This window comes from Streptomyces atroolivaceus (assembly GCF_000717025.1).
Taxonomy (GTDB): Bacteria; Actinomycetota; Actinomycetes; order Streptomycetales; family Streptomycetaceae; genus Streptomyces; species Streptomyces atroolivaceus.
This window is the reverse complement of sequence record NZ_JNXG01000010.1, coordinates 172,564-187,544: the sequence shown is the minus strand read 5'-3', so window position 1 is coordinate 187,544 and position 14,981 is coordinate 172,564. Positions and strand designations below refer to the sequence as shown.

3 protein-coding genes are annotated in these 14,981 nt (G+C 72.9%); all 3 read left to right on the top strand.

Features of this window, described 5'->3' with window-relative positions:
- Window position 1 precedes the first annotated feature (1 nt).
- The 3 genes from OO67_RS20655 (at window position 2) to OO67_RS20645 (ending at window position 14,884) form a co-directional block, all read left to right on the top strand.
- A complete protein-coding gene (locus OO67_RS20655; RefSeq protein WP_033302511.1) occupies window positions 2-9,985 on the top strand; it encodes a non-ribosomal peptide synthetase in 9,984 nt (3,327 codons plus the stop codon).
- Entirely contained in the window at window positions 9,982-11,382 is a 1,401-nt protein-coding gene (locus tag OO67_RS20650; protein ID WP_033302509.1) for an MDR family MFS transporter, read from the top strand. Before OO67_RS20655 ends, OO67_RS20650 begins: the two co-directional genes overlap by 4 nt.
- 493 nt (window positions 11,383-11,875) lie before the next feature.
- On the top strand, window positions 11,876-14,884 hold the full coding sequence (locus OO67_RS20645) for a 3-keto-alpha-glucoside-1,2-lyase-like domain-containing protein (protein WP_033302508.1): 3,009 nt from the start codon (window positions 11,876-11,878) through the stop codon (window positions 14,882-14,884).
- The last annotated feature ends 97 nt before the right edge of the window (window positions 14,885-14,981 follow it).

The window sequence follows — 14,981 nt, the reverse complement described above, 5'->3', positions numbered from 1 at the left end:
GTTGACCACCGCGAGCGTCTCCTCCTCGGACGGCCTCCTCCCCCTCACCCGAGCCCAGTCGGGCATCTGGAACGCGCAGCGCCTCGAGCCGGACTCGCCGTACTACGTGGTCGGCGACGTGGTGGAGATAACCGGCAGCGAGCCGGTCGACGTCGACGCGCTGGTCGAGGCGGTCCGGGCGACCACCGAAGAGGCCGAGACGCTGCGGTTGCGGGTGTACGACACTCCGGACGGTCCACGCCAGAGGGTCAGCGAGGAGCCCGTCGAGCGGCCCGAGGTGATCGACGTCAGCGCGGCGCCCGACCCCACGGCCGCCGCCCAGGCGCTGGTCGAGGCCGAGCGGGCGCGGGCGGGTGAGGAATGCCGGGGGATGGTGGACCGGCCGCTCTACTCCCGGACCGTCATCCGGCTCTCCGACCGCGAGGTCTGGTACACCCAGCTCGGCCACCACCTGGTCTTCGACGGCTACACCGCCGCGATGCTCGCCCGCCGTACCGGTGCCCGCTACACCGCCCTGGTGCGGGGGAGCGAGCCGGCGAAGTCGACCTTCGGCAGCTTCGCCGCCCTCGTCGCCGCCGACCAGGCGTACCGGGACAGCGACCGGTTCGCCGAGGACCGCGCGTACTGGGTCGAGCGGTTCACCCCGCTCCCCGAACTCGGTTCCCACGACGCCGCCGGCACCGCCGACGGCGTGCCGGACCGCACCCTGACCGCCCGCGCCGTCCTGACGCCCGAAGAGACCGCCCGGCTACGGGAGTTCGCCGACGGCGAGGGCGTCACCTGGGGCGAGGCTCTGATCGCCGGTTACGCCGCCTTCCTGCACCGCACGCTGGCCCGCACCGACGTGGTGTTCGCACTGCCGCTGATGTGCCGGACGGGCGGCGTCGAGCTGCGCACCCCCGCCATGGCGGTCAACGTGCTGCCGTTGCGCGTGACCGTGCGCGGCGGTGACCGGCTCGGCGAGCTGAGCCGGCGGGTGTCCTCCGCCATGCGCGAGATGCGCGACCACCAGCGGTACCGGGGCGAGGACCTGCCGCGGGACCTCGGCGTGCCCGGCGCCGGCGCGCTGTTGCACGGACGCGGGATCAACCTCAAGGCGTTCGACCTGGCGATCGACTTCGCGGGGTCCGGCGGTGTGATGCGCAACGTCGCGGGCGGCCCGCCCGAGGACATGGGCCTGAGCGTCCTGCCGACCCGTGACGGCGGTCTGCTGCTCGGCTTCGAGGTCGATGCCCGGACCCACGACCAGCCGGCGGTCGACAGCCTGCTCGCCGGGCTGCGGACCCTGCTGACCGCGCTCGTCGACGGCCGGGCCGTCGGACACATCGCCATGACGGACGAGGTCGACACGCTGATGGCGGCCTGGTGCCCGCCCGCGCTGCCCGGCACGCCGGTGGACGTACCCACCGCGTTCGACGCGATGGCCGCCGCCGGGCCCGGGCACACCGCCCTGGTCTGCGGTGACGAGCGGCTGAGCGCCGCGGACCTGGCGGGCCGGGTGCACCGGCTGGCCCGTGCGCTGCGGGCCCGCGGGATCGGGCCCGACGACGTCGTCGCCCTCGCGCTGCCGCGCTCGGCCGACTCGGTGACCGCCCTGCTGGCGGTGATGGACGCGGGCGCGGCCTTCCTGCCCCTGGACGCCGCCTACCCGCCCGAGCGGCTGCGGGATCTGGTCGAGGACACCCGCCCCGCGCTGGTGGTGACCGACGGCACGCTCGACGGCCTGCCGTGGAGCACCCTGCTCGGCGAGTCCGACGGTCTGTCCGGCGCACCGCTGACGGACGGTGAACTCGCCGCGCCCCGGCACCCCGAACACCTCGCCTACGTGATCCACACCTCCGGATCGACCGGGCGCCCCAAGGGCGTACTCGGCCGGGTGGGCGGCCTGGCCGCGCTGCTGCACCACCAGCGGGCCACGGTCGTCGCGGAGGCGGAGCAGGCGGCAGGCAGGCGCCTGCGCGCCGCTCACACCTACTCCTTCGCGTTCGACTCCGCGTTCGACCACCTGGTGTGGCTGCTGTGCGGCCACGAACTGCACGTCTACGACGCCGAGACCATCCGCGACGCCGACGCCCTGCTCGCCGCGTACGACCGCGACGGCATCGACGTCGTGGACACCACCCCCTCGATGGCTCTGCCGCTCGTCGAGGGCGGCCTGCTGGACCGGCGGCCGACCCTGCTGGTCCTCGGCGGAGAAGCGACCCCGCCCGCCCTGTGGCAGCGCGTCGCCGGGTCGGGGACGACCGCGCGCAACATCTACGGGCCGACCGAGGCGACCGTGGACAGCACCACCGCGCGGATCGACGAAGGCGAGCCGGCGATCGGCCACCCCCTCGCGGGCACCCGGACCTATGTGCTGGACAGCGCGCTGCAGCCGGTACCCCCCGGCACGACGGGTGAGCTCTACCTGGCGGGGCCGCACCTGGCCCGCGGCTACCTCGGCAGGCCCGGAGCCACCGCGGAGCGCTTCGTCGCGGACCCGTTCGGCGCACCGGGGGAGCGGATGTACCGCACCGGCGACCTGGCCCGATGGGTGCCCGGCCGGGGCCTCGTGTACGGAGGCCGTGGCGACGGACAGGTCAAGATCCGCGGACACCGGGTGGAGACGGGCGAGGTCGAGGCAGCCCTCGCAGCCATCCCCGGGGTCACCGCGGCGGCCGCCAGGGTGTTGTCGTCCCGGCTGATCGGCTACGTCGTGTCCACCGCGGTCACCGGTGAGGCGGTGCGTGCACAGCTCGCCGAGCGGCTGCCCGACCACCTGGTGCCCGCGGCGGTGGTCGTGCTGGCCGCGCTGCCGGTCACGCCCAACGGCAAGCTCGACCGCGCCGCCCTGCCCGCTCCGGCGGCGGCCGGCGGCGGCCGGGAGCCGCGCACCGAGCGGGAGCGTCTGCTCTGCTCCGTGCTCGCCGAGGCGTTCGAGGTCGAACGGGTCGGCGTGGACGACGACTTCTTCGCCCTCGGCGGGGACAGCATCACCGCGATCACCGTCAGCAGCAGGCTGCGGGCCGCCGGCCTCGGGCTGCGGCCACGGGACCTGCTGGCACGCCGCAGCTTCGCCGCGCTGGCCGCTTCCGCCGAACTGCTGGAGGACGTGCCGGAGCCGTTCGACGACCCGATCGGGGCCGTGCCCGCGCCGCCGATCGTACGGGGACTGCTCGATCCGCACCCGGACGTGGACGTCGTGGCCGGATACGCGCAGTGGACAGCCCTGAGTGTCGACGCTCTCGACCACGACGCCCTGCTCACCGGCGTACAGACCGTGCTCGACCACCACGACGCCCTGCGCCTGCGGGCGGACGACGGGCTCGACGTGCTGCCCCGCGGCGCGGTGCGGGCCGTCGTCGAAGAGGTCCGCGGTGAGGCGGTGGCCGCCCTGGCCGGGCGGCTGGCGGGACAACTCGACCCGAGGACGGGCGACCTGCTGCGAGTGGCCCTGCTCCGCACCGGTGACGGCACACCGGACCGGCTGATCGTCGTCGTGCACCACCTCGCCATGGACGGCGTGTCCTGGCGCGTCCTGCTGCCCGACCTGCACACGGCCTGCACGGGTGGCGCCCTCGACCCGATCGGATCGTCCTGGCGGCGGCACGCCCTGCTGCTCGCCGGCCAGGGGACGTCCGGCGCGCGACGGGGCGAACTCGACCACTGGCGGGCCGCGCTCGCCTCCGCGTCCCGGCTCGGCGCGCGCCCGCTGGACCCGGCGCGCGACACGGTCGCGACCGCCCACCGTTCGGTCACCGTGGCCTCGCCCGAGGTCACCGAGGCGCTGCTGACCACCCTGCCCGCGGCGTACCGCGCCGGAGTCGACGAGGTGCTGCTCGCCGCGCTCGTGCTCACCCTGCGGAACTGGGGTCTCTCCGGTGACGAGATGACCGTCTCGATGGAGGGCCACGGCCGCGAACACCTCGACCTGTCCCGCACGGTCGGCTGGTTCACCAGCGAGTACCCGGTCCGCGTTCCCGCGTCCGACGCCGCGGGGCGGGCCCTGCGTGCCGCCAAGGAGGCCAGGCGCGGTGTGCCCGACGGCGGCGTCGGATACGGCGTCCTGCGGTACCTCGACCCGGAGGCGGCCGCCGAACTCTCGGCCACCCCACCCCCGGACGTACTGCTCAACTACCTCGGCCGCTTCGCCCCGTTGGCCGCGACCGGATGGCGTCTGCCGGACCACGACGCCTTCTCGGTGACCGAGCCCGACGCCAAGGCCCTGGAACAGGTGCTGGCCCTCAACTGCTTCGTCCACGAAGGAGGCGCGCCACGGCTCGCCGTGGAGTGGACGGCGGCGACCGGAGTCCTCGGCGCCGACGTCGTGACAGCCCTGCAGACCGCCTGGGCCGCTGCTCTGGACACGCTGGCCGCGCACGCGCTGCACACCACGGGCGGGCTCACCCCGTCCGACCTCCCGCTGCTGGATCTCGACCAGAGCGCCATCGACGCCCTCGAACGCACGGGCCGCATCGCCGACGTACTCCCGGCCACCCCGCTCCAGGTCGGGCTGTCCTTCCACACCATGGTCCGCGACGACGACGAGACCGACGTCTACGTCGTCCAGGCCGTCACCACCCTGGTCGGCGAGCTGGACCCGGACCGCATGGCCGAGGCCGCACGCGAACTGCTGCGCCGCCACCCGGCCCTGCGTGTCCACCTGGGCACGGCCGGGGACGAGGTGGTGCAGGTGATCCCCGCCGACGTCACCCTGGACTGGCGCGCGGACGACCGGTTCCCCGAAGCCGCCCGCGCCGATCTCGAGCGCCCCTTCGACCCGAACAGGGCGCCGCTGATCCGCTTCCTGCTGTCCCGCGTCGGGCCCGCCGAGCACAAGCTGGTGATCACCAACCACCACGCCCTGCTCGACGGCTGGTCGATGCCGCTGGTCGGCCGTACCCTGCTCGCCCTCTACGCCGAACTGAGCGGCGGTCCCGCCGCGCCCACCGCTCCGCCGCTGTCGGAGTACTTCCGGTGGCTGGCGGACCGGGACCGGGAGGCGTCCCTCGCCGCGTGGCGGGACGCCCTCGCCGGTGTCGACGAGGCGACGCGGCTGGCACCCGCCGTCACCGGGGGGACCGGCATCGAGCGGCCGGGCCGCGAAACCGTCGGGCTGGGCCGCGAGTTCAGCGACCGGCTCCGCGCGTTCGCCCGTGAGGAGGGCGTCACCCTGACCACGGTGCTCCAGACGGCCTGGGGACTGCTGCTCGGCCGGCTCACGGGGCGCCTCGACGTCGTCTTCGGCTGCCCGGTCTCCGGGCGGCCCGCCGAGGTCGACGGAGTGGAGTCGATGATCGGCCAGCTCGGCACCACGATCCCCGTGCGCGTCCGGCACACCCGGGACACGACCGCGCGTGACCTCATGGCACAGGTGCACGCCGAGAGCGTCGCCCTGGCCGAGCACCACCACGTCGGTCTGCCCGAGATCCAGCGGGCGACGGGCATCGGCGAACTCTTCGACACCATGCTCGTGATGGAGAACTTCCCGCTCTCCAGCCGGAACCGCACCCCGCTCGCCCCCGGCCTCGACCTCACGGGGGTGGACATCACCGACGCCACCCACTACGCGCTGACCGTCATCGTGATCCCCGGCGACGACATCACCATCGGCCTCGGCTACCAGCCGCGCGCCTTCGACGCGTCGACCGTGCGCGACTACGGCCGCTGGCTGCACAACCTCCTCCAGGAGATCGTCGACGACCCGGCACGGCCCGCCGTCCGGCTGCCGGCGCTCGACGCCGACGAGCGTGACCGGATGCTGCGTACCGGCACCGAGACCGTCGCGGCGAAGGCCCGCGGCCACTGGCTGGACGAGTTCGCCGCCTGGGTGGGCCGCAAGCCCGACGGCGAGGCGCTGGTCTGCCGCGACCGCAGCCTCAGCTACGCCGAGCTCGACCGCCGGGCCAACCGGCTCGCCCACGCGCTGATCGCGCGCGGAGTCCGGCCCCAGGACCCGGTCGCGGTCCTACTCGGACGCGACATCGAGATGACCGTGGCCCTGTTCGGCGTGATCAAGGCGGGCGCCGTGTACGTACCCATGGACGCGAGTTACCCGCGCGAGCGGCTCGCCTACATGTTCGACGACATCGTCCCGGCCGCCGCCGTGACCACCGGTGCCGCCCTGCCCGTGGACCGCGACGTCCCCGTACTGCGGCTGGACGACCCGGACACGCTCGCATCGGTGCCGGACACCGACCCGGCGGAGGCACGTGCCGCGCTCACCGAGGACGCGCTCGCCTACGTCATCTACACCTCCGGCACCACCGGGCGGCCCAAGGGTGTCGGTGTGACCCACAGGGGCGTGCCCGACCTCATCGCGCTCCAGGAAGAGGTCGTCGGCATCACCGAGCACGACCGCTACCTGCACTTCGCGTCGACCAGCTTCGACGTCGCGTTCTGGCAGACCATGGTGCCGCTGCTCTCCGGCGGCACATCCGTGATCGCACCCGAGGAGGTGCGCGTCCCCGGCGACGAACTCCTCGACTACATCGTCGAACACCGGGTGACCGGGGTGAACCTGCTTCCCTCGTTCCTGGCCGCGATGCCCGACGACCGCACCGTCGACCCCGACGTGTTCTTCGTCGTCGGCGCCGAGCGCCTCGACCCCGAACTGGCACGACGCTGGGGGCAGGGCCGCAGGGCCCTGTTCAACGCCTACGGCCCGACCGAGGTCACCATCAACTCCACGCTGTGGCGGTACGACCCCGACGACGCCGGTCCGCTGCCGATCGGCCGCCCCGACCCCGACGTCCGCGCGTACGTACTCGACGGGGGCCTCCAGCCGGTCGGTGTCGGCGTGACGGGTGAGCTGTACCTCGGCGGGCCGAGCCTGGCCCGTGGTTACCTCGGCCGACCCGGCCTGACCGCGGCGACGTTCGTCGCCGACCCGTTCGGCCCGCCGGGGGAGCGCCTCTACCGCACGGGCGATCTCGTGCGGTGGCGCCCGGACGGGCAGCTGGTGTTCCTCGGGCGCGCCGACCACCAGGTCAAGATCCGCGGCTTCCGGGTCGAGCTGGGCGAGATCGAGTCCACCCTGACCGCCCATCCCGACGTACGCGCCTGCGCCGTGATCATGCGGGAGGGCAGGCTCGTCGGATACGTCATCCCCACCGACGAAGCGGACCTGGACACCGCTCGGCTGCGTTCGTACCTGGCAGAGCAGCTGCCCGACCACATGGTGCCGACGGTGCTCGTCCCGATCGACCGGCTGCCGCTCAGCCCCGGGGGCAAGCTCGACGCCTCGGCCCTGCCGGCTCCGGAGACCACGGCCGCGGCGCGGCGAGCACCGGCCACCGAGGCCGAAGCAGTGCTGCTCGGCGTGTTCCGTGACGTCCTGGGCACCGACGACATCGGCCTCGACGACGACTTCTTCGCCGTCGGGGGAGACAGCATCGTGTCGCTGCAGGTGGTGTCGCGGGCCCGGCGCCAAGGGCTCGGCCTGATGGCGCGGGACGTGTTCGAAGGCGAGACGGTCGCCGGGATAGCCGCCCGCGCCCGCGACCTCGACGGCGCCGAAGCACCCGCCGTCGGGGACGCACCGCTCACCCCCGTCATGCGGGACCTGTTCCGCCGCGCGGGAGCCGCCGCGGACGGGTTCTGCCAGTGGGTGGAGATCTGTGTCCCGCCGGGGGGTGACGAGACGGCATGGCAGGCCGTGCTCGACGCGCTGGTGGCCCGGCACGACGTGCTGCGGGCCCACCTGGCCGGCGACGTACTGCGTATCCCGGCCGTCGGCCAGGTGACCGGGGCCGACGTACTGACCCGCGTGCCGGCTGACGGCGACCCGCGAGCCGCCGCCGACGCCGCGACCGCGGCGGCCAGGGAGTCGATGGACCCCCGTACCGGCCCGCTGCTGCGCGCGGTGTGGGTGGACGCCGGACCGGACCGGCCGGGCCGGCTCGTCCTGGTCGCCCACCACCTGGCCGTCGACGGAGTGTCCTGGCGTGTCCTGCTCGACGACGTGGAACACGCCCACTCCGGTGGTGCGCTGGCCCGGCACGGCCAGTCGTTCCTCGGCTGGGCGCGGTCCCTGCACGACGCCGACCGGCGCGCCGAACTGCCCCACTGGCAGCGGATGACGGCCACCGAGGCTCTCACCCGCCCGCTCGACACCGCCCGGGACACCGTGACCACCGCGGCCCACCACGAGATCCGGCTCGACGCCGACTCGACCCGAGCCCTGATCACGACGCTGCCCGCCGCCTACCGCACCACGCCGGACGCCGTACTGCTGAGGGCGCTCGCCCAGGCGGTGCGGGACTGGCGCGGGACGCAGCGTCTCCTGGTCGCACTGGAGAGCCACGGCCGTCCGCGGCAGGTCGACCTGTCCCAGACGGTCGGCTGGTTCACCGCCGTCCACCCCGTGCTGCTCGACGCGGACGACGACGTCCAGGCGGTCAGGGAGCGGCTGCGCGCCCAGGGCGACGGCCTCGGCCACGGGATCCTCACCGCGGCGGGTCTGCTGGACCCCGTGGAACCGGAGGTCGCCTGGAACTACCTCGGCCAGTACCCCGGGGCTCCGGCTCGGGAGACGCCGTGGCAGGCGCCCCCGGACGCCGATCCGCTCGGTTCGGGCGGCTCGGACGCCATGCCCCTGCCCCACAGCCTGATGGTCAACGCCCTCGTACGCGACGACATGCTCGGGGTCCGGATCACCTGGCCCTCCGCGCTGTTCACCGCCGCCGAGATCGAGGACCTCGCAGGGCACCTGCGGGCCGCGCTCCTGCGCACCGCCGCCGTGCCCGAGATCACGGAGCTCGGTCCGGACCGCCAGGCCGCCGAAGTGCAGCCGCTCACCCCGCTGCAGGAGGTGATGCTGCGGCACTCGCGCACCGAGCGCCCCGACCCGTACACGGTGCAGTCGGCGTTCTCCCTCGCCGGACCGCTCGACATCGACGCACTGCGCGCCGCGGGGGCCGACCTGCTGGACCGCCACCCGAACCTGGGCGCCGTGTTCCCCGCCTCCCTGGCGGTGATCCCCACGTCGCCCCGGCCGGACTTCCGTGTGACCGACGGGCCGGTGGACGAGGTGCTGGCCGCCGACCTGGCCGAGGACTTCGACCTCGACCGGGGCCCGCTCGTCCGCCTGACCGTGATCCGGCGCGGTCCCGAGCGCTCCGACCTGGTCATGACCAGCCATCACGTCCTCTCCGACGGCTGGTCGGCCCCGCGCATCCTCACCGAGCTGTTCGCCCTCTACACGGCGCGGCTCCGCGGCGAGGCTCCGGACCTGCCCGCCCCGGTGCCGTTCGCCGGTTATCTGCGATGGTGCGCCGACCACGAGCCCGACCTCGGTGCCTGGACGGCCGAGCTGGACGGCCTGCCCGAGGGCGACTACCTCGGCGGCGGCGAAGTCGGTCCGGCAGGGCCGGCGCCCGAGGTCATCGAGTTCGACGCGGCACTCGTCGCCGACCTCACCCGTCTCGCCGCGCAGCGCGGTCTGACCCGGAACACGCTGGTCCAGGGCGCGTGGGCGGTGCTGCTCGCGCGGCGTTCGGGGCGGACCGACGTCTGCTTCGGCGCGATGGTCGCCTGCCGTCCCCCCGAGCTGGAGGGTGTCGAGGAGATCATCGGGCTGCTGGCCAACACCGTGCCGGTACGGGCACAGCTCGGTGGCACGCTCGCCGAGACGCTCGCCGACCTCCAGGCCCGTCAGAGGGCCCTCGTGGAGCACCAGCACGTGGCCCTGTCCGACCTGGAACGCCTGACCGGACGGCGCAGGCTGTTCGACAGCCTGGTCGTGTTCGAGAACTACCCCGTCGACCCGGACCGCCTCCGTGAACCCGCCCCCGGGCTCACGGTCGTCGGCACCCGCTTCCGCGAGTCCACGCACCACCCGGTGACCCTGACGGTCATGCCGGACGGCGACGGCTGGACCGGTGTGCTCGCCCACCGTGCCGGAGCGGACGTCGACGGCCTCGCCGAGGAGCTGCTCGGCCTGCTCCGGACCCTGGACAAGCACCTGGACGACGACGTACGCCATCTCCTGGACGGCAACCGATGAGCGGGGACGTCGCGCCGCCCGTCGAACGTGTGGACCGGCAGCTGCTGCGGGTCGCGTTCATCCTGGTACTCGGCACCTTCATGGCCTCGCTGGACGCCACCATCGTCAGCGTCGGAGTGGACGCCCTGACCGACGAGTTCGGCGCGTCCGTCGCGGAGATCCAGTGGGTCACCACGGCCTACCTGCTGGCCGTCGTCGCCGCCGTCCCGGCCTCCGGCTGGCTGGCCGGCCGGTTCGGCGGACGGCGGACCTGGCTGGCCGCCGTGGGCGTGTTCCTGGTCGGGTCGGTGCTGTGCGCGCTGGCCTGGTCCGTGACCAGCCTGATCGTGTTCCGGGTGATCCAGGGCCTCGGCGGCGGGCTCTTGCCGGCGACCGGGCAGGCGTTGCTGGCCCGCGTCGCGGGCCCCGGTCGCACCGGCCGCGTGATCAGTGTCGTCGCCGTCGTCCCGCTGCTGTCACCGGTGTTCGGCCCTCTGGCCGGTGGCTCCATCCTCAGCGTGGCGACATGGCAGTGGCTGTTCCTGATCAACCTGCCGATCGGAGTGGTCGCCGCTCTGCTCGCCCGCCGCCACGTGCCCGCGGTGCCGCCGTCGACGCGGCGGACGGCGTTCGACCTGCGCGGGGCTCTGCTGCTCTCGCCCGGCCTGGCCGTGCTGGTGTACGGGCTGACCGAGGTGGCACACGGCCGCACCCTCCCCGCCGTGGCCGGCGTGTCGTTGGGGCTGGCCATGCTGGCCGGTTTCACCGTGCACGGGCTGCGGACCCGCGGCACACCGCTGGTCGATCCCCGGCTGTTCGCCCGGCCGCCCTTCGGCGCCGCCGCCCTCGCGCTCCTCGTACTGGGCGCGTCGGTGTTCGGCACGATGTTCCTGCTGCCGCTGTACTTCCAGACCGGCCGTGGACTGTCGGCGTGGGAGGCCGGGCTGCTGCTCGCACCTCAGGGGCTCGGCGCGGCAGCGGGGTCGGTGCTCGTGAACCGCACCATCGACAAGGTCGCGCCGCGGACCCTGGTGGTCACCGGCATCGTGCTGATCCTCGCGGGTACGGTGCCGTTCACCCAGCTCGGCCACGACATCCCGGACCTCGTGATCGCCACCGCGCTCGCGGTCCGCGGCCTGGGGATGGCGATGGTCGGCGCGCCCGTGATGAACATCGTCTACAGCCGCATCGAGCCCGAGCAGCTCCCCCGTGCGTCCGGGGCGCTCAACCTGCTCAACACCGTGGGGGGTTCGGTGGGTACCGCCGCCCTCGCCGTGGTGCTCGAGAGCAGGCTGTCAGCCCGCGGCCAGGACGTCTCCTGGGCGTTCGCCGACACCTTCTGGTGGGTGCTCGGCTTCTGTCTGCTGGCCGCCGCCGGGGCCACGAGGCTGCCCCGGACCCAGGGCAGGAAGCCGTGAGCCGCTCTCGCCCGCACCGTCCGGTTCCGCCCCGGCGCCGGTCCGGCTCGGCGGAACCGGTGTCGCGGTGACCGGGCGGCCGAAGCCGTGGGCCGGGAGGCCGCCCGGGCCCGGTCACCGCCGGGTCCGGGCCTCCGGGCACCTCCCCGTGCACGCCGCCAACCAGGCTGCCGGGCCGGGCAGTTCGCACCCGGGCGCGGGGACCGGGGGTGCTCCTCTCCGTCAGGCACCTGAGCGTGGGCCCGGGGCCCCGGCTGCTTCGGGGCAGCGCGGTCGACCCCGACACGCGTGCTGAGCAGCATCGATTCTGCGGCCGTGCAGATGCCGCGGCTGTCAGGGCCACGAAACCCGGGGCCGGGACTTTGAACTCGCAGATGACAAAGTATGGACTTCTTCAGCAGAAGCCCCCTAGCGTGGCGGCGCAACCGTAGGCGTACTGCTACTTCGCGGATCCCGTACAGCCCGACCGGAGTGCGACCCCTCTGGAGGACCGATGCATCCACGGCTGTTCCAGCGTGCCCGAAAACAGCTCACCACCCTGCTCGTCGGAGGGTTCGTCGCGGGAGGTGTCTGGGCCGCGCCCCCGGTCGCCGCCGAACCCGACGACATCCCGCCCCAGGAGCCGGGCGTCACCCTGCGCGTCTTCGACACCCAGGTGCCACTCAGCGCACTGTGCACGCTCAAGCCGGGCCAGACCCCCAACCACGACAAGCTGATGCCGACGGTGGACTGGTCCACGGTCGAGGACTTCGGCGGTCACGCCGACAACTTCGTGGCAGAGGTGTCCGGCTATCTGGCCGTCCCCGCCGACGGTACGTACGCCTTCCGCCTCAACAGTGACGACGGCTCGCGGCTCGTGATCGACGACCGGGAGGTCATCGACCACGACGGCCTGCACGGCGCCGAGCCCAAGGACGGGTCCGCCCAACTCACGGCAGGATTACATCCGTTCCGTGTGGACTACTTCGAGCGCGGCGGCGAGCAGCAACTGACGCTCGCGTGGAGGCCCCCGGGTGCGGACGGCTTCGGAGTCGTCCCGCGTGAGGCGCTGAGCACCGACGCCGGGGTCGTCCGGGTCACCGCGCCGGGCCGCAAGGAGTGCGAATCCGGTGCGGACAGCCCCGGTGACGGGCTGCCGCTCGCCGGTGTGCGTCCCGACCTCGACCTCACCGACCTGCGCCCGGACGGCTTCGAACCGCAGGTCACCGGCATGGACTGGCTGCCTGACGGGCGTCTGGCGATTTCGACGTGGGGTGGCTCCGAGACCCGGACGGGCGAGGTGTACCTGCTCGACCATGTCACGGGTGACACCAGCCGCGACAAGGTGACGGTGAAGAAGGTCGCCGAAGGCCTGCGCGAGCCGATGGGCATCAAGTACGTCGATGGTTCGCTGTACGTCTCGCAGAAGCACGAGCTGACACAACTGGTCGACGGGGACAAGGACTTCGTCACCGACGAGTACCGCACGGTCGCCACCTGGCCGTACGGCGGCAACTTCCACGAGTTCGCCTTCGGGCTGCTCTACCGGGACGGCTACTTCTACGTGAACCTGTCCGTCGCCATCAACTACGGCGGTGCGACCACCACCCCGCAGCCGGCGAAGGACCGCGGAACGACGTACAAGATCAACAAGAAGACGGGCAAGATCAAGCCCGTCGCGGGCGGGCTGCGGACCCCGAACGGGATCGGCTGGGGCCCCGGTGGTGACATCTTCGCCACCGACAACCAGGGCGGCTGGCTGCCGTCGTCGAAGCTCGTCCACATCAAGCAGGACCGTTTCTTCAACCACTTCACCGAGCCGTCAGGTCCGTTCGACACCCGGCCCGTCACCCAGCCGGTCGTCTGGCTTCCGCAGAACGAGATCGGCAACTCACCCAGTACGCCACTGCATCTGACGGAGGGTCGCTTCGCCGGACAGATGCTCATCGGTGACGTCACCTACGGAGGGCTCCAGCGGGCCTACCTGGAGAAGGTGAAGGGCCAGTACCAGGGAGCCGTGTTCCGCTACACACAGGGACTCGAAGCAGGCGTCAACCGCATCACCATGGGGCCGGACGGTGCGGTGTACGCAGGGGGTCTCGGCGCCGACGGCAACTGGGGCCAGGAAGGGAAGCTGAAGTTCGGCCTGCAGAAGCTCACGCCCAACGGTGGCAACACCTTCGACGTCAAGGAGATGCGGGCGGTCCCCGGCGGCTTCGACCTGGAGTACACCCAGCCGCTGTCGGACGCCACCGCGGAGGAGCTGAAGACCCGCTACCAGGCGGAGCAGTGGCGCTACACCCCGACGTCCGACTACGGCGGTCCGAAGATCGGCGAGGAGCGGCTCACCGTGCGCTCGGCGACGCTCGCCGCCGACGGACGTACCGTCCAGGTGCGCCTCGACGGGCTGAAGCCCGGCCGGGTCGTACACCTGCGCTCACCGCGCCCCTTCGCCTCCGCCTCCGGCGAGACGCTGTGGAGCACCGAGGCCTGGTACACGCTCAACGCCCTGCCCGGCAAGCAGCCGCCGCCGGCCACGCTGTACGAGGCGGAGGAGGCGCGGCTCACCGGCACGGCCGGCGTCAACACCGACCACACCGGCTACTCGGGCAGTGGTTTCGTCGACCGCTACAACACGGAGGGCAAGGCCGCCACGACCTTCGACGTGACGGTCCCCAAGGCCGGCGACTACGCCGTGAACCTGCGCTACTCCAACGGCCCGGACCCCTACCGGGGCACCAAGCCGCTGTCCCTGCATGCCAACGGCAAGAAGGTGAGACAGACGAAACTCGCCTCGACCGGCACCTGGGACACCTGGTCGACGCAGACGGAGCGGGTCCGCCTGCACGCGGGGCCCAACACCATCTCGTACCGCTTCGATCCCGGTGACGCCGGTCATGTCAACCTCGACATGATCACCGTGCTCCCTCACGGTGCACCCGTGTCCCTGTTCGACGGCACCGCCGTCTCCCAGGAGCAGTGGCAGCACACGGACGGCCGGCGCGTGGAATGGCCGGTGGCCGACGAGCGGTCGATGGAGGTGTGCTGCGGTGACATCCGTACGAAGGACGCCTACCAGGACTTCAAGCTGAGCCTGGAGTTCCGCGTGCCCCTGCTGCCGGACGACGTGACCGGCCAGGACCGGGGCAACAGCGGCATCTACCTCCAGGACCGCTACGAGCTCCAGATCCTCGATTCGTACGGCGACACCACCCTCGACACGAACGAGGCCGGGGCGATCTACCAGAAGAAGGCTCCGGACGTCAACGCGGCTACCGCCCCGGAGACCTGGCAGACCTACGAGGTCACGTTCCGCGCGGCGCGCTTCGACGACGGCAGCCGCAAGACCGCCGACGCACGTGTGACGGTCGTCTGGAACGGCCGGAAGATCCATGACGACATCGCGATCGACGGGCCGACCGGTGCGGGTGCTCCGGAGGGGCCGTCGGCCGGAGCGATCCGTCTCCAGGACCACGGGAACAAGGTGCGGTTCCGTGACATCCGAATCGAACCGCTGAGCTGAGGTCCGTCCTCCAGCACAGACGCGGGGCGCCTGCGAACCGCAGGTGCCCCGCGTCGCCGCGCAGGCGGAGGTGGTCCGTCGCCGGAGGCCGCGCCCC

Coding starts and splice junctions, on each gene's coding strand:
- OO67_RS20645 (WP_033302508.1), top strand. CDS start 11,876: ATGCATCCACGGCTGTTCCAGCGTGCCCGAAAACAGCTCACCACCCTG.
- OO67_RS20650 (WP_033302509.1), top strand. CDS start 9,982: ATGAGCGGGGACGTCGCGCCGCCCGTCGAACGTGTGGACCGGCAGCTG.